The sequence below is a fragment of the Mesorhizobium sp. M0587 genome (assembly GCF_040320945.1).
Taxonomy (GTDB): Bacteria; Pseudomonadota; Alphaproteobacteria; order Rhizobiales; family Rhizobiaceae; genus Mesorhizobium.
On sequence record NZ_JAMYQP010000025.1, the window covers coordinates 1 to 15,251 of the forward strand.

Consider the following 15,251-nt stretch of genomic DNA (forward strand, 5'->3'; position numbering starts at 1 on the left):
GACCCCAGATGCCTCGCCCTCGCGCCTGAGCAGGATGAACAGCCGCCGGTAGCCGAAGCGTCGGCGCTCGTTGGCGAGGTCACGCAGCCGACCACGCAGCTCCGTCTCGGGCGGACGCCGGGACTGGTAGCGGATCATCTTGCGATCAGCGCCCACAAAGGAACAGGCCCGACGCTCCGACAGGCCCATGACGGCCTGCAGATGCGCAACGGCTTCGCGCTTGGCGGCGGGCCCTACCATTTTTTTGACAGAAGCTCACGCAACGCCGAGGCTTCGAGCATCTGGTCTGCGAGCAGCTTCTTCAGCTTGGCATTCTCATCTTCCAAGGCCTTCAGGCGCTTGGCGTCGGACACGTCCATCCCGCCATACTTTGCCTTCCAATTATACAGCGTCGCCTCCGAGACCCCGTGCTTGCGAGCCAAATCGCCCGCCTTCGCTCCCGCCTCGTGCTCGCGCAGAACCGCAATAATCTGCTCTTCCGTGAACCGCTTTCTCTTCATCAGTCCGTCCTTCGATCAAGGGCCGGACTCTAATCTCAGATGGAGGAAATTCTCAGTGGCAGGTCAGGTGGACAAAAGCGCCAGCGCCAGCACAGCCGCCCAGACTGGCGGCGAGGCAGAGAACACGCCCGCGGGACCGTGGGCAAGCAGCACGATAGGGATCATGATGATGGTCGAGGCGGTCAACTGTCCGGTGGCGACGACCGCCGAAGGCACGCCCTTGAAGCGGCGGGCGACCATCAGCGCAATGCCATAGGAGAGCGACGCGCCGATCAGCGCGAATTTGGCCCAGACCGGGCCGCCGAGCCCGGCAAGCAGGCCGGGACCGATCATCACCGCGGTGCCGGCGACGCCGAGCGCAATGCCGGCGAGCTTGTTCCAGGAGAGCTTTTCGTCAGACGTGAGCGCATTGGCGAGGATCAGCGTCCAGAACGGCGTCGTCGCGTTGAGCACCGAGGCGACGCCGGCGCCAAGCTGGGTCTGGCCGGCGAAGATCAGCGAGAAAGGCACGATATTGTTGGTGAACGCCAGCAGGAAGAACAGGCCGGAGTGGGGAAGCGCAAGGCGAAACGAAGGGCCGCGCAGGCCGAGATAGATATGCAGCGCGATTGCCGCGATGGCGACGCGAAACAACACCAGCACCAGCGGGTGAAGCTCCGCCACCGCGATGCGGGCGAAGAAGAACGAGCCGCCCCAGATCGCGCCGAGCAGCAGGAGCTGCCCCCAATCCTTGAGCACCATCGGGCCGCGCGGTGCGGATGTCGCGGCTATCGCCATATGAATCGTCCTCCCTTGGCTGCTATCCAATCAGGCAGAAGGCATATCGGGTCCGCCGGCAAGGGCCACCCGAAACCGATGATGGGGAAATGCTCCTGCCAGCTTTTTGATCATGCATGTCGTTGTCCCAAAACCGCTGCGCACTTTGGGCGACATGCACCAGGTTCACCGTTTTATGGAAACGCCGAACCGCTCTTTGTTTTTTACGCAATTCCCTAGGGAAAGCGCTACGCGCTTTTCCCGGGAAAAGCGTTTCACACCTTTCCTGGAATTGCTCTAGGGCCGATGCGTCATGGCCGCGAGACACAGAATTGTTTTCATTGGCGGCTAGCTTGGATTAATTGTGCGCAGGTTAGATCAAGGATTCGTCCATGCAGCGATTCGAGAATGCCCGCGAGGCGGCACTGGCGCTTCGCCCGGACGATCCGGTCTATTGCTTCCGCCCGCAGGTGCTCGAGGCCGATGCCAGGCAGTTCATGGGCATGTTTCCCGGCAAGACCGCTTATGCGGTCAAGACCAATGGCGAGCAGATCGTGCTGAAGACTTTGGTCGAGGCGGGCGTCAGTGCCTTCGATGTCGCTTCGCCCGGAGAGTTCGCCGCCGTGCGCGCCGTCTCTCCCGATGCCGAGATGCTCTACATGCATCCGGTCAAGGCGCAGTCTGATATCAAGCTGGCGCTGGAGAAATACGGCATCCGCGTCATTTCGCTCGACCATGAGGACGAGATCACCAAACTGACCCGGGTTGTGCGGGCGCTCGACATCGATCCGGGCTCGCTCAGCGTGTTCGTGCGGGTGCAGACCAAGGGGCATGCCGCCTACGAGCTGTCGAAGAAGTTCGGCGCCGGGCCGGCCTATGCGGTGGAACTGGCCGAGCGGCTGAACCGCACCGGCTACAGGGTTGGCCTGTGCTTCCATGTCGGCAGCCAGATCGAGGATCCCGATACTTATGAGCGGGCGCTGGCCTCGGCCGACTGGGTGCGCAACCGGCTGACCTTCGACATTGCCGGGCTGGATGTCGGCGGTGGGTTTCCCGCCGAATACGGCCACGATCCGAACCGCAAGCAGATCGAGATGCCGTCGCTCGGCCAGATCATGTCGCGGCTTTCCGGCGATCTGAAGGAATACCAGTTCGACCAGATACCATTGGTGGCCGAGCCCGGCCGGGTGATCGTGGCGCGCTGCCTGTCGCTGATCGTGCGGGTGCTGCTGCGCAAGGGCAAGCGGCTCTACATCAATGACGGCATCTGGGCGTCGCTGTCGGATTCATGGACCGGCAAGATCACGCTGCCGGCGCGCTTCATTCCCGATCCCGCGATCCGCTCGCGCAACGGAGAGGACAAGAATATCGTGCCGTTCAAGGTCTGCGGCGCGACCTGCGATTCCGTCGACATCCTGTCGCGGCCGTTCTGGCTGCCGGAGACCGTCGACACCGGCGATTGGATCGAAATCGGCCATATCGGCGCCTATTCGCTGTCGCTGCGCACGCGGTTCAACGGTTTTTATCCCGACACCTTCGTCGAGGTCACGACGCCTTTCGACGAGGGCGACGCGCCGCAGGGGTTCGCGAGTTTGGAGACGATGGCCGACTAGGCCACCCCGCCACCAGCCTGGATATTCTCGCCGGTTAGCCAGCGGGCCTCGTCGCTGGCCAGGAAGACCGCGACATCGGCAACGTCGCGCGGCGCACCGATCCTGCCGAACGGCGACATGCCGGCCGCTACGGCGCGATCGCGGTCGGGAAGCAGGTCCGTGTCGGTGAAGCCCGGCGACAGCGCGTTCACGGTGATGCCGCGCGGTCCGAGTTCGCGCGAGAGCACGCGCACGAACTGTTCGACGGCGCCCTTGCTGCCGAGATAGAGCGCCGTCTGCGTGAAGAACATCTTCGTGCCACCGGTCGAGACCGCGATGATGCGGCCGCCGTCGCGCACGCGGCGTGCTGCTTCCTGCAGCGTGAAGAACGTGCCCTTGGCATTGGTGCCGAAGACATGTTCGAAATCGGCTTCGGTTGCCTCGCTCAACGGTTTGATGACGGCGACGCCGACATTCGCAACGACGATGTCGATCGCGCCCAGCGCCCTCTCAGCCTCGTCGAATAAGCGGCGGATATCCGAAACGCTGGACATATCGGCCTGGATGGCGGCGGCTTCTCCTCCCTTGCCGGCGATGGCGGCCACCACCTCATCAGCGGCTCTCTGATTGCCGACATAGTTGACGACGACAGCAGCGCCCTTGGCCGCGAGCCCTTCGGCGATGGCCCGGCCGATGCCGCGCGAGCTGCCGGTGACGAGTGCGGTTTTGCCGTTCAAGGACTGAGACATGACCAATTTCCTTCAATCACTCAAACCCGCGCCGGTTTCCGATGGCAAGAAATAGCGTGACGGGGCCGATGGTCAAGAAATAGCGGCATGCAACTGATTATATAATGGCATATTATCTGACTGGCTTGTTAATCCTGGGATACACAATGCGCGGGTCTGAATTCACCGAGCTCAAGGCATTCGCGGCAATCGTGGAAGAGCGTAGTTTCGTCCGCGCCGCCGCCCGGCTGCGCGTATCCCCGCCGGCGCTCAGCCAGTCGATCCGGCAATTGGAGGCTCGCATCGGTGTCAGGCTGCTGAACCGCACGACACGCAGCGTTTCACCCACTGCTGCCGGAGACACGCTGTTTGCGCGCCTTGCTGTTGCATTTGAGGAGCTGGAGGGCGCCGTCGCGGACATTCATGCTGCACGCGACCGGCCGGCGGGTTCGCTGCGTATAAACGTGCCGCGTGTCGCCGCGACGCGGTTCATCGCGCCGATCCTCGGTGACTTCCAGCGCGCCTATCCCGATATCGCGCTGACCGTCATCGTCGACGACACGCTGACCGACATCGTCGGGGGACGGTTCGATGCCGGAATCCGACTTGGCGAGCGGCTGGAGAAAGACATGGTAGCGGTGAAACTGAGCGGGGATTTGCAAATGGCCGCGGTGGCCGCTCCCGCCTATCTCGAGAACCGGGCCATACCTCGCCATCCGCAGGAACTGCACCAGCACCAATGCATAAAGTTCCAATGGCCGGGCGGTGGTAATCTCTATCGATGGGAATTTGCGCGCGGCAAGCGGGCCCTGGAAATCGCCGTCGAGGGCAGCTTGACCGTCAACGATACCGAACTGATGCTCCATGCGGCGCTGGATGGAGCGGGCGTGGCCTATATGTTCGAATACCAGGTACGGCCCTGGATCGAAAACGGCAGGCTGTTGCGTTTTCTGGAAGGCTGGTCACCCAGTTTCCCGGGCTTCTATCTGTACCATCCAAGCTCGCGGCAGGTGCCGCCAGCGTTGCGGGTCTTCATCGACTTCATGCGCTTGAGGAGAGATGAGTGAGTAGCTAGCGAGGCTCTTTGGGGGCTCACTGCCCGCTGCTGACTATTTGCTCCCTTCAGAGCTTCGCCAAAAGTTCCGCCGTCGGCCAGCCATCCACCGGCAGGCCAAGCCGCATCTGTTCCTTGCGGATCGCTTCGCGGGTGTTGGTGCCGAGGATGCCGTCGACGCTGCCGACGTCGTAGCCCCGGGCTTCGAGCTTGGTCTGCAAGGCCTTCATCCGGTCGTTGTCGAGGCCTGGTTCAGGATTGCGCGGATCGAACGGGGGTGCGCCGGCCAGTCGTGCGGCAAGATTGGCCGCCGTCAGCGCGTAGGTGAAGGACTGGTTCCATTCGAGATAGACGTCGAAATTGTCGTAGGTGAGGAAGGCTGGCCCCTTGCGGCCCATGGGTAGTGCCAAGCCTGCCTTCAGGCCCTTGTCGTCGAGCGGCGAGCCGTCGGGATTGGTGACGCCCCACTGTGCCCATTGCGACAATGGCAGCTTGTTGGTGCGTCCGGTCTGGTCCCAGGGCATGTCGTCGGGGACACGCACTTCCTGGATCCACGGCTCGTCGCGTTTCCAGCCACGCGACAGCACCTTGTTGCCGGTTGTCATGATCACGTCGGGGACGCTGTTTCTAAGGTCGACCTTGCCGTCGCCGTCGCCATCGACGCCGCGCGTCAGATAGTCCGAGGGCAGTATCTGCGTCTGGCCGATCTCGCCGGCCCAGGCGCCGTTAACGTCGGCCGGCAGCACGCCGCGATCGATGAGCTCCAGCAGCGGCACCAGTTGTTGCCGGAACAGCTGCGGGCGGCGGCAATCATGCGACAGCGTCACCAATGCGCTCAGCGTATGGAAATCGCCCTGCACGGCGCCGAAATCGGTCTCCAGCGCCCAGAAGGCGGCGATGACCGGCGCCTGGACGCCGAACTGCTGGTCGGCGCGGGCGAACACATCGGCATATTTCTTCAGGTTCGCCGCACCTTGCTTCAGCCGGTAGGCCGAGATCATGCGATTGGAGAACTCGATGAAGGTCTGAGTAAAGACGCCTTGGGCGCGGTCGCGCGCCAAAGCCCTCTCGTCGATGCTGACATCCTCCAGCGCGTCGAGACCGACCGCGCCGACGCCTGCCGCCTTGGCTTCGGCGGCCACGCCCTGCTTCCAGGCTTCGAAGTCGCCGCCGCATTCCTGCGCCATCGCCGGTAAAGCCGTGGCGCACAGGAACAGCGCCGTGAGGGCTCGGGAACGCAGTCGCATCGGTTTCCTTTCGACATTCAGGGTTCCAGGCGACCTGGCGCGTCCATGGGGACGCCTACGGCTCTGGAATACTGGCGGTTGCACTCTTGACCACCGGCTGTGTCGAAAGCAGGCGGCAGGCCCGGTGTCAACGGGTGTTGTGCCGCAGCACTTGTTCCGGGGGGCTTCGCTGCCGTTGAACCGGTGTCAACGGGTGTTCTGCCGCAGCCACTTGTTCCAGGCAGCCTCGCTGCCGTTGAAGACGTTGATGTCGGACTTGCCGGTCATGCCCGGAACGACACCGGTCCCGGTGTACTGCCAGAAGGTGAAGGGATGGCTGCCATACTTCTCGCGTGGGTGGCCGGCGACGGAGCGCAGCCAGTAGGGATAGCCGCGGAAGGACGACAACTGGTTGTCTTCGAAGAAGTCGACCGAGGTGTAGATGATCGGTTTCTTGCCGTAATGCCGCTCGACGATTTCGAGGAAGGTGGTCATCTCCGCGCGCACGGTGGCGGCGTCGGGACGCAGCCGACAGGTCGGCGATTTCGGGTTCCATTCCATGTCGAGGACCGGCGGCATGGCCGAGCGGTCGACGGGAACATTCTTGATGAACCAGCGCGCCTGCACGGCCGCGGGAGTGCAGAAATAGAAGAAATGATAGGCCGCGCGTGGGAGACCATTGGCTCTCGTGCGGGCCCAGTGCTCATTGAAATACTCATCGAAGCGGTCGCCGCCTTCAGTCGCCTTGATGAAGGCGAAGGAGATGCCGCCGGCCTTGGCAGCCGGCCAGTCGACCGAGGTCTGATATTTGGAGACGTCGGTGCCGTGAACGGCATAGTTCCAAGGCGCGCCGCTGTCCCATTCGTGCGGCTTGGAATCGGCGAAGCGAGGCGCGCGCACGGCTACTGTCGGGCTGCTGGACGCGGACGGCGACAGCGGCGCGAGATCGTCCACGGTCGAGCAGGCACCCAGTAGCGTCAGCATGAACAGGACCGCAAGACGGCGCATCGCAACTCCCGAGCCGGAATCAGCCGGTCGCTGATGGGTCGTTTCAGCAGATGGCCCCTCGATCTGGCCACTGGACGGTCACCCCACAGGATCGCCCAGCTCTCTAATGCATGTCGTTTCGACGTGCTTTAGATCTTTGTCTGTCGTGCATGCCGTTGTCCCTGCGCAGTTTTGAGCAACATGCATCCCTGTGATCGCCGATCATGGTTGATAATCCGTTGACGGCGCTCGACAAGAGAGACGATTTTGCGGAAGCAATGGCGGCAAATCGATGGCATAAGCGTCGGCCGTGGGCTTGGGAGGAAACAAATGCGGATCTTCGTCAAGATCGTCAAATGGCTGCTTGGTCTTGTCGTGCTGGCGATCGTTGCGTTGTTTGCCTGGCTCTATATCGCGCCGCCCGAATTGATCCGCGTCGGCTCGGGCTATTCGGCCAAGATCGTTTGCTCCAACGTCTTCATTGCCGGGCGCGACCCCAATGAGGTGCTGGCGGTCGACGTGCAGGCGCCCGGTCATCCTTTGCTCAAGCTGATGCGGGTTTCGGTCGACAAGAACCGGGGCATCGTCTCGGCCGGCCTGCTCGGCTTCCTCGGCAAGAGCGTCGCTGTCGCCCGCGATGGGCTGGGCTGCGCTTCGGTTCCGGATGGCGATGTCGGCAAGGTACGCCGCACGACCATCCAGGCCAAGCACGCGGCGCTAAGCCAGGATGCGCTGTGGCCGGAAGGCGAGCGGGTCGATGCCTCGCAAAATCCCGAGGTCTCCAAGGTCGTTGGGGACGCGGCCATGGCCGGCGCGGGCATGCGCGCCATTGTGGTGGTGAAGAATGGCCGGATCGTCGCGGAACGCTATGGAGACGGCTTTTCAGCCAAGACGCCACTGCTCGGCTGGTCGATGACCAAAACGGTGAACGCCGCCATCGTCGGCACGCTGGTCAAGGACGGCAAGATGGCGATCGACGGCAAAGGCCTGTTCGCGCCGTGGAAGGCCGATGGCCGCGCCGGCATCAGCCTTGCCGACATGATGGCGATGTCGAGCGGGCTGGAGTTCAACGAAGATTACGGCGACGTCGCCGACGTGACGCGCATGCTCTATCTCGAGCCCGACATGGCCGGCTTCGCGGAAGGCAAGCCGCTGGCGGGCGATGTGGGCAAGGCGTTCTCCTATTCGAGCGGCACTGCGGTGATGCTGTCGCGTCTCTGGCAGGACGCGATCGGCGACAAGGCCAAGGCATTGACCTGGCCGCGCACGGCGCTGTTCGAGCCGCTCGGCATGCACAGCGCGGTGCTCGAGACAGACGAGCAAGGCACTTTTGTCGGCTCGTCCTATCTCTACGCCACGGCGCATGACTGGGCGCGCTTCGGGCAATTCCTGTTGCAAGGTGGGGTCTGGAACGGCAACCAGATCCTGCCGGCCGGCTTCGTCGACTGGATGCGGGAGCCGGCATCCGCCTCGAAGGTCTACGGCAAGGGCCAGTTGTGGATCGAGGCACCGGGCGACGAGGACAGCCCGGGCGCCGGTATCGCCGCCGGCCTCCCCAAGGACACTTACTGGATGGAGGGCCATGACGGCCAGACGGTCGCCATCATTCCCTCGGAACAGCTGGTGGTGGTGCGGCTCGGCCTTACGCCGGCCAAGCTCAATTACCGCCCGCGGGAGATGGTGAGCGCGCTGGTGAAGGCGCTGCATTAGAGTAGGCGAAAGGTTGATTGCAGCAGAACTCTGTCTATGCGGCTGTCGCCAAAGGCTTGGCGCGATCAACACGAGCCCGCTCGTCGGGCGAATTCATAACCGCCCAGAGATCGCTGCGCCGTTGGACGTTCAGCCAAAAGTCCGGGCTATTGCCGAACACCCGCGCCAGAATGAGCGCGGTTGCCGCCGTTACGCTGCGGCGATCGTTGCACAATTCGTTCACATGCTTGCGTTGAACGCCCATGGCATCGGCCAAGGCCGTCTGTGTCAGCCCGAGCGGCTGCATGAATTCTTCCGTGAGAATTTCTCCAACCGTTGCTGGTTTGCGTGCGGTCATCAACATGTCTCACCTCACCTGTAGCTGTGGTCGTCGAGATATATGTCCGACGCTTCACCGCGGCCGCCGTCCCAGCGGAAGACCAGCCGCCATTGCTTGTTGACGCGGATCGAATGGAACCCTTCGAGATTGCCGCGCAATTTCTCGAAATGGTTGCTGGGTGGCACCCGCAAATCCTGATCGCTCGTCGCGTCGTCAATCATCTGGAGCTTGCGAAACAAGCGGCTTTCAAGATCGGGCGGGATGTTCCGGGAGTGGCTGTCCTCCACCAAAAAGGCCCGGAGCCATCCGTCTCTAAAGCCGACGATCATTCGATGCTTCCAGCCTGTGAGACAATGTACCGCTCCGGGGGTCACGTGGCAATGCATGATTCCAGGTGATGCATCTGCCCCTGGCTAAAAGTTAGAGTGCCATCCCAACGGCAATACTCAAACTGCGAGCTTGATCACCGCCAGCCAGGCGTAACCGCGGTAAAGCGTGCGGAAACGGAAGGTTGCGCCGGTTCGCCGAGATTCGGATTCCAGAACCTCGCGCAGGGTTGAACGCGGCGCGACGTGGAATTTTTTGAGCCAGCCGCGCAGCAAGGTTCGGAACCAACGCGGCAGACCTTCCTGCTGGCCGAAGTCGACGACATGCAGCGAGCCGGCGGGGGCGAGCGCAGCAAGTGCCGCCGCCACCGTCTTTTCCCAGCCCGGGATCATCGACAGCGAATAGGACACGAAGATGCGGTCGAACCGTTCGCTGCCGAAGAGCGCGTTCGTGTCGAAATCGGTAGCGTCGCCCCTTGCCAGCGTGACGCGTCCCGACAGGTCTTCGCGGGCAATGGCGGCGCCGGCCGTCTCCAGCATTTCGGCTGAGATGTCGAGGCCGAAAAAGCGGGCGTCGGGGTAGCGGCGGGCGGCAAGGATGATGTTGCGGCCGGTGCCGCAGCCGAGCTCCAGGACGGTGCCGCCGGTTGGCACCTCCAGCCCCTCGATAAGCCGGTCCCGGCCGAGCAAATAATATTTGCGGGTCAGGTCGTAGATGTGGCGCTGCCAGCGGTAGACGCCGTCCATCAGTTCGGCATGGTTGGCCGGCACCTCGGTGCTGCTCATGCCGCGCGCTTCACGTAGAGGTGGAAGCCGCCATAGATGGCCGAACGGTCGCGGGCCGAGAATTCACGCGAAGCCTCGTCCTGATAATTCCACTGGTCGAGCAGCGAGCTGGAAACCCGGCCGGGCAGCAGGCTGGGCTCGGCGGCGGTGCGGAAGATGACGCGAGCGCCGGCCGATGCGGTGCGGGTGATTTCCGCCCACAGCGCATTGAGCTGGTCGTCGGTCATCCAGTCCTGCGCGTCCAGGAGCACGAAGCGGTCGACCGCGCCGGCATCCTTGCCGGCGAGGAACTCGATCAGATTAGCATGATGGATCGCGACGCGGTCGACATTGCCGCGGATGGTCTCGTAATTTTGTTTTTCAAGATAGGCGGGCAGGGCGGCTTCGCCAGGTTCGGGGTAGCGGCGGGCGAAAGCCTGCCAGGCGAAGTAGTTGTTCTGCAATGGGAAATCGCAGGCGAGCTTTTCCAGCCGGGCTTTCAGCACGCTGGCCATGGTGCCGTCGCCGGACGTGATCAGGGAATCGTATTGCGCCGGCGGAATGCCGAGGCCGAACAGCGAGGCCTTGCGCGAGGTCGCCCATTTCAAAAGCTTCCTGTCGAAGACCGGCGCCAGTTCCTCGTTGAAGAAGCGGCGTTGTTCGCCGATGTTCCTGGCTTCCATGATGCGAGCCGGGTTGACGCCGAAGAACTTCGCCGTGCGATGGCCCATGGCGATGAACAGGCCGAGCAGTCCGGTCTGGTAGAAATTGCGGTCGAAGACGGCGATGCGCCTGATACCGCGCCAGCTGCGGCGCTCCCAATAGTGACGGCTGACCGGATCGAGATGCGGCGCGATGAAACGGTCGTAGGCTTCCGAATTGTGGCTGGTGTCGGCGGCGCCGAAGAAGCGGAAAAGGTCGCCTTGCGAAGGCAGGCGGCGCACCGCCTCCAGCTTCATGCGGTTCAGCGCGATATGGGCGGCGTTGAGGTCGACGGCGTCGACCCTTGCCGGCGAGCGGGTGAGATAGGCCAGGATGTTGCAGCCGCCCGAGGCGATGGTGACGACGCGGTGGCCCTGGCCGAGCTGCATCGCCGCCATGTCGACGTCGGGGTCTTCCCAGATCTGCGGATAGACGAGGCCGGAAAACAGGAAGGCGAACAGCCGTTCCGAAATGCCGGCCTTCGACAGCGGGCGGTTCTGATAAACGGCTTTTCCAACTTCCTTGCCGCGGCGGAAAACCAGATCTGCGGAGACGTCCGTCATAGCCAGGTGATTCCCCATTTGCTTTGGCGCAAGCGGGTAACGCCCGGGGATGACAGGTGGATGACAGCAGCCGGCTTGTAGCTCCGACGAGTGGCTTAGCTTCCTCCGAACCCACCTGGCGTCGGTGTCGTCAGGATGACGGCGTCGCCGGCCTGAAGCACGGTCTGGTCACAGGCCTTCAGCATTTCGATCGTGCCGTCCTTGCGGCGGATCTTGGTCGAGCCGACCTCGCCGTCGCCGCCGCCGTCCAGCCCTTGCGGCGGGCGGTTGCGATGCGAGGACAGGATCGCGCATTCCATCTTCTCGAGAAAGCGGATGGTGCGTCGGGTGCCGTCGCCCGCGCTCCACTTGCCCTTGCCGCCCGACCCTTCGCGGATGTGGAAGTCCTCCAGCAGCACGGGAAAGCGCAATTCCAGCACTTCCGGATCGGTGAGGCGCGAATTGGTCATGTGGGTGTGCACGCCCGAAGTGCCGGCAAAGCCGCGGCCGGAGTTCATCCGGCCGGCGGGGGAGCCGGAGCAGATCGTCTCGTAGTACTGGTACTTCTTATTGCCAAAGGTGAGATTATTCATCGTGCCCTGCGCATTGGCCATCGCGCCCATGGCGCCGAACAGCGCGTTGGTGACGTGCTGCGAGGTCTCGACATTGCCGGCGACGACGGCGGCGGGGTAGGCGGGTTTCAGCATCGAGCCATCGGGAATGATGATGTTGATCGGCCTGAGGCACCCGGCATTCATCGGGATCATGTCCTCGACCATGACGCGGAAGGCATAGAGCACGGCGGCGCGAGCGACGGGCTCGGGCGCATTGAAATTGTTCTTCATGACCGGCGACGTTCCGGTGAAGTCGACCGTAGCCTCGCGCTTCTTGCGGTCGACCGTGATCTTCACCTTGATGACCTGGCCGGTGTCGGTCGGGTATTCGTATTCGGAGCTGTCCGGCAGCCGTTCCAGCACGCGTCGCACGCTCTCGGCGGCATTGTCCTGGACATGGCCCATATAGGCCTCGACGACATCGAGGCCGAAATGGGAAACCATCTTGCGCAGCTCCGCGACGCCTTTCTCGTTGGCGGCGATCTGCGCCTTGAGGTCGGCTATGTTCTGGTGCGGGTTGCGGGCGGGGTAGGGATGATCGGTGAGCAGCGTTTCCAGCTCGGCCTCGCGGAAGCGGCCGCGATCGACGATGCGGAAATTGTCGAACAGAACGCCTTCCTCGTCGACCGTGGTGGCCAGCGGCGTCATCGAGCCGGGCGCCGTGCCGCCGATGTCGGCGTGGTGGCCACGCGCGGCGACGTAGAAGAGGATCTTGGGCGATTGGCCGGTCTCCCCCTTTCTCAGGGAGATCGGGCGCCCTTCCTCGAACACCGGCGTCACCACGGTGATATCAGGCAAATGCGTACCGCCATTATAGGGGGCGTTGAGGGCAAAGACGTCGCCGGGGTGGATGTCGCCGGAATTCAGCCGGATGATGGTTTCGACGGAACGGTCCATCGAACCCAGATGCACAGGCATGTGCGGCGCGTTGGCGACCAGCGCGCCAGTGTGGTCGAAGACGGCACAGGAAAAATCCAGCCGTTCCTTGATGTTGACGGAATAGGCTGTGTTCTGCAGCGTCACGCCCATCTGCTCGGCGATCGACATGAAGAGATTGTTGAAGACCTCCAGCATCACCGGATCGGCCTCGGTGCCGAGGGCTGCCTGCCGGCGCTTCCTCTCGACGCGGCGCAGAAGAACATGGTTCCTGGTGGTGATTTCGGCCTGCCAGCCCGATTCGACGACAATGGTCTGGTTGGGCTCGATGATCAAGGCGGGGCCTGCAACCCTGTTTCCCGGCTTCAACGTCTCACGATGGAAGATGCCGGAAGCGCGCCATTCGCCTTCAGAGAAGATTTTCCGGGTTTGCCAAGGACTTAAGGTGAGATCTTCGGTTTCCGATTCAGTTTCATCGCGGCCATTGCCGCCGGTGTCGGTACCTTCGACGGCGACGGTCTCGACGATCATCGGCTTGTCGTCATAGACGAAGCCGAACTGCGCCTTGTGGGCAATTTCGAAATCCCGCCTGGCCTGGAGGATCGAGTCCTCCTCGAAATTCACTGGCAGTGCGGTATCGGTCCCGTCGTAGCGGATGTGCAGCACGGGCCTGGCGGCAATCGCATCCTCGGCGATACCTTGCGCCGCGAGCTCGGCGAAGACGGCTTTTTTCAAGCTGGCGACGAGGCTGCCGATCTCGGTTCTGGATTCCTCGGCAAGCGGCTTCAGCAGCGCTTGCTGGCGTGAGGCGAAGACCGAGGACAGTCCGATGCCATAGGCCGAAAGCAGGCCCGAGAAGGGATGGATCAGCACAGCTTCCATGCCGAGCGCGTCGGCGACGAGGCATGCATGCTGGCCGCCGGCGCCGCCAAAGCAGTTCAGGAGATATTCGGTGACATCGTAGCCGCGCTGCACGGAGATCTTCTTGATGGCATTGGCCATGTTTTCCACGGCGATGGTGACAAAGCCTTCGGCGACTGCTTCCGGCGAGCGGCCGTCGCCGATCTCTGCGGCCAGTGCGGTGAATTTCTCGCGGACAATCTCCAGGTCGAGCGTCTCGTTCTGACCGGGTCCAAAAATCGCCGGAAAGAAGTCGGGCTGCAGCTTGCCGAGCATGACATTGGCGTCGGTGACAGCCAACGGCCCGCCGCGCCGGTAAGCGGCAGGGCCGGGTTTGGCGCCGGCGGAATCAGGTCCGGCGCGAAAACGGCCTGCCTCGTAGTGCAGGATCGAGCCGCCGCCGGCGGCAACGGTGTGGATGCGCATCATCGGCGCGCGGACGCGCACGCCGGCGACCTCGGTGTCGAAGGCGCGCTCATACTCGCCGTCATAGTGGGCGACGTCCGTGGAGGTGCCGCCCATATCGAAGCCGATCACCTTGTCGAAGCCGGCGAGCTTGGCCGTCTCGACCATGCCGACGACACCACCCGCTGGGCCCGAGAGCAGCGCATCCTTGCCCTGGAACATATCGGCGGCGGTAAGGCCGCCCGACGACATCATGAACATCAGTCGAGGGCTTTCCCTCCCCCTCGAGGGGAGGGTGGCGGCAACGCCGCCGGGTGGGGTCGGACCGACCGGGTTCGACGCCTCTTGAGGTCGCGCGCTGCCTTGACCGATCCCCTCTGTCGGCTTTGCCTGCCCTCCGCCATGGCTTCGGGCGTTCGTCGCTGAAAAAGCCAAATCGTTGGCTTTTTCTCGGCTTTCGGCCGACCGCTCCTCACCCCCGTCAAGGGGGAAGAGGACGCCGAGCTCCTGGCCAACCTTCCGCACATATCTCGACAGGATCGGCGAGAGATAGGCGTCGACCACCGTCGTATCGCCGCGGCCAACCAGCTTGATCAGCGGCGAGACCTCGTGGCTGACCGAGACCTGGCCAAAGCCGATTTTGCGGCAGACCTTGGCCACCGCCTTCTCGTGATCGGGATATTTCCAGGCATGCATGAAAACGATGGCTACGGCGTCGATGCCGTCGGCTTTCGCCTGTTCGATCGCCGGTCGGCAAGCCGCAATGTCGAGCAGTCGTTCGACGCAGCCCCCGGCGTGCACGCGTTCGTCGACCTCGATGACGCGCTCGTAGAGCTGTTCGGGCAGGATGATCTCCTTGGCGAAGATGTCCGGCCGGGCCTGATAGGCGATCTTCAGCGCATCGCGAAAACCCTTGGTGATGAGCAAAAGCACGCGGTCGCCCTTGCGCTCCAGCAGCGCGTTGGTGGCGACCGTGGTGCCCATCTTGATGTCGCCGATCAGGCCGGATGGGATCCGCGCGCCGGGTTGAAGTCCAAGAAGGTCGCGAATGCCCTGGATCGCGGCGTCGTCATAGGCTTCGGGGTTCTCCGACAGAAGCTTGCGCGGATGCAGTCCGCCCTGCGGGTCGCGCCCGATAACGTCCGTGAACGTGCCGCCGCGATCGATCCAGAAATCCCATTTCGCGGTCATGGCAGCTCCCGGTAATTCCAGTTCGATCTGTTCTCAGACACTTCCTGTTAGTTCGCCG

At 63.2% G+C, this 15,251-nt stretch carries 11 protein-coding genes and 2 pseudogenes; 3 read left to right on the plus strand and 10 right to left on the minus strand.

The features are described 5' to 3' along the window. A pseudogene (locus tag NKI49_RS21275) lies at positions 1-500 on the minus strand (transposase); the annotation flags it as partial. 66 nt (positions 501-566) lie between these two features. Then, a pseudogene (locus tag NKI49_RS21280) lies at positions 567-1,277 on the minus strand (DMT family transporter); the annotation flags it as partial. A 371-nt stretch (positions 1,278-1,648) separates the two neighbouring features. On the opposite strand from NKI49_RS21280, the gene NKI49_RS21285 reads away from it, so the two are divergent. Then, a complete protein-coding gene (locus tag NKI49_RS21285; RefSeq protein WP_352597682.1) occupies positions 1,649-2,869 on the plus strand; it encodes an alanine racemase in 1,221 nt (406 codons plus the stop codon). Here NKI49_RS21285 and NKI49_RS21290 read toward each other — a convergent pair. Next, complete coding sequence (locus tag NKI49_RS21290) at positions 2,866-3,597, minus strand: SDR family oxidoreductase (protein ID WP_352597684.1); 732 nt, start codon at positions 3,595-3,597, stop codon at positions 2,866-2,868. The genes NKI49_RS21285 and NKI49_RS21290 overlap by 4 nt on opposite strands. 104 nt (positions 3,598-3,701) lie before the next feature. Here NKI49_RS21290 and NKI49_RS21295 point away from each other — a divergent pair, with 104 nt between their 5' ends. Further along, the gene (locus NKI49_RS21295; RefSeq protein ID WP_352597686.1) at positions 3,702-4,643 is read left to right on the plus strand and encodes a LysR family transcriptional regulator; all 942 of its coding nucleotides are present in this window, start codon (positions 3,702-3,704) and stop codon (positions 4,641-4,643) included. A gap of 55 nt (positions 4,644-4,698) precedes the next feature. Here NKI49_RS21295 and NKI49_RS21300 read toward each other — a convergent pair whose 3' ends face one another. Then, a complete protein-coding gene (locus tag NKI49_RS21300) occupies positions 4,699-5,877 on the minus strand; it encodes a lytic murein transglycosylase (protein WP_352597688.1) in 1,179 nt (392 codons plus the stop codon). A 186-nt stretch (positions 5,878-6,063) separates the two neighbouring features. Beyond that, on the minus strand, positions 6,064-6,864 hold the full coding sequence (locus NKI49_RS21305; RefSeq protein ID WP_352597690.1) for a glycoside hydrolase family 25 protein: 801 nt from the start codon (positions 6,862-6,864) through the stop codon (positions 6,064-6,066). Between the two features lie 309 nt (positions 6,865-7,173). Between NKI49_RS21305 and NKI49_RS21310 the strand changes: the two genes are divergently transcribed. Further along, positions 7,174-8,553, plus strand: coding sequence for a serine hydrolase domain-containing protein (locus NKI49_RS21310; protein ID WP_352597692.1), 1,380 nt, complete (start codon positions 7,174-7,176; stop codon positions 8,551-8,553). A gap of 34 nt (positions 8,554-8,587) precedes the next feature. Here NKI49_RS21310 and NKI49_RS21315 read toward each other — a convergent pair whose 3' ends face one another. The 5 genes from NKI49_RS21315 to NKI49_RS21335 form a co-directional block, all read right to left on the minus strand. After that, positions 8,588-8,896, minus strand: a complete 309-nt coding sequence (locus tag NKI49_RS21315; protein WP_352597694.1) for a HigA family addiction module antitoxin — start codon at positions 8,894-8,896, stop codon at positions 8,588-8,590. 8 nt (positions 8,897-8,904) lie between these two features. After that, complete coding sequence (locus NKI49_RS21320; protein WP_352598047.1) at positions 8,905-9,201, minus strand: type II toxin-antitoxin system RelE/ParE family toxin; 297 nt, start codon at positions 9,199-9,201, stop codon at positions 8,905-8,907. 117 nt (positions 9,202-9,318) lie between these two features. Continuing rightward, positions 9,319-9,984 carry an SAM-dependent methyltransferase gene (locus NKI49_RS21325; RefSeq protein WP_352597695.1) on the minus strand — a complete coding sequence of 222 codons (666 nt, stop codon included), beginning with the start codon at positions 9,982-9,984 and terminating at the stop codon, positions 9,319-9,321. Then, positions 9,981-11,228, minus strand: a complete 1,248-nt coding sequence (locus tag NKI49_RS21330; protein ID WP_352597697.1) for a BtaA family protein — start codon at positions 11,226-11,228, stop codon at positions 9,981-9,983. Before NKI49_RS21330 ends, NKI49_RS21325 begins: the two co-directional genes overlap by 4 nt. A 95-nt stretch (positions 11,229-11,323) precedes the next feature. Then, entirely contained in the window at positions 11,324-15,193 is a 3,870-nt protein-coding gene (locus NKI49_RS21335) for a hydantoinase B/oxoprolinase family protein (RefSeq protein ID WP_352597699.1), read from the minus strand. Positions 15,194-15,251 lie beyond the last annotated feature (58 nt).

What these genes read in the sequence shown, in the direction of transcription:
- NKI49_RS21335 (WP_352597699.1), bottom strand. Translation starts at nt 15,193, where the DNA reads ATGACCGCGAAATGGGATTTCTGGATCGATCGCGGCGGCACGTTCACG.
- NKI49_RS21295 (WP_352597686.1), top strand. Translation starts at nt 3,702, where the DNA reads ATGGCATATTATCTGACTGGCTTGTTAATCCTGGGATACACAATGCGC.
- NKI49_RS21290 (WP_352597684.1), bottom strand. Translation starts at nt 3,597, where the DNA reads ATGTCTCAGTCCTTGAACGGCAAAACCGCACTCGTCACCGGCAGCTCG.
- NKI49_RS21310 (WP_352597692.1), top strand. Translation starts at nt 7,174, where the DNA reads ATGCGGATCTTCGTCAAGATCGTCAAATGGCTGCTTGGTCTTGTCGTG.
- NKI49_RS21315 (WP_352597694.1), bottom strand. Translation starts at nt 8,896, where the DNA reads ATGTTGATGACCGCACGCAAACCAGCAACGGTTGGAGAAATTCTCACG.
- NKI49_RS21305 (WP_352597690.1), bottom strand. Translation starts at nt 6,864, where the DNA reads ATGCGCCGTCTTGCGGTCCTGTTCATGCTGACGCTACTGGGTGCCTGC.
- NKI49_RS21320 (WP_352598047.1), bottom strand. Translation starts at nt 9,201, where the DNA reads ATGATCGTCGGCTTTAGAGACGGATGGCTCCGGGCCTTTTTGGTGGAG.
- NKI49_RS21325 (WP_352597695.1), bottom strand. Translation starts at nt 9,984, where the DNA reads ATGAGCAGCACCGAGGTGCCGGCCAACCATGCCGAACTGATGGACGGC.
- NKI49_RS21330 (WP_352597697.1), bottom strand. Translation starts at nt 11,228, where the DNA reads ATGACGGACGTCTCCGCAGATCTGGTTTTCCGCCGCGGCAAGGAAGTT.
- NKI49_RS21300 (WP_352597688.1), bottom strand. Translation starts at nt 5,877, where the DNA reads ATGCGACTGCGTTCCCGAGCCCTCACGGCGCTGTTCCTGTGCGCCACG.
- NKI49_RS21285 (WP_352597682.1), top strand. Translation starts at nt 1,649, where the DNA reads ATGCAGCGATTCGAGAATGCCCGCGAGGCGGCACTGGCGCTTCGCCCG.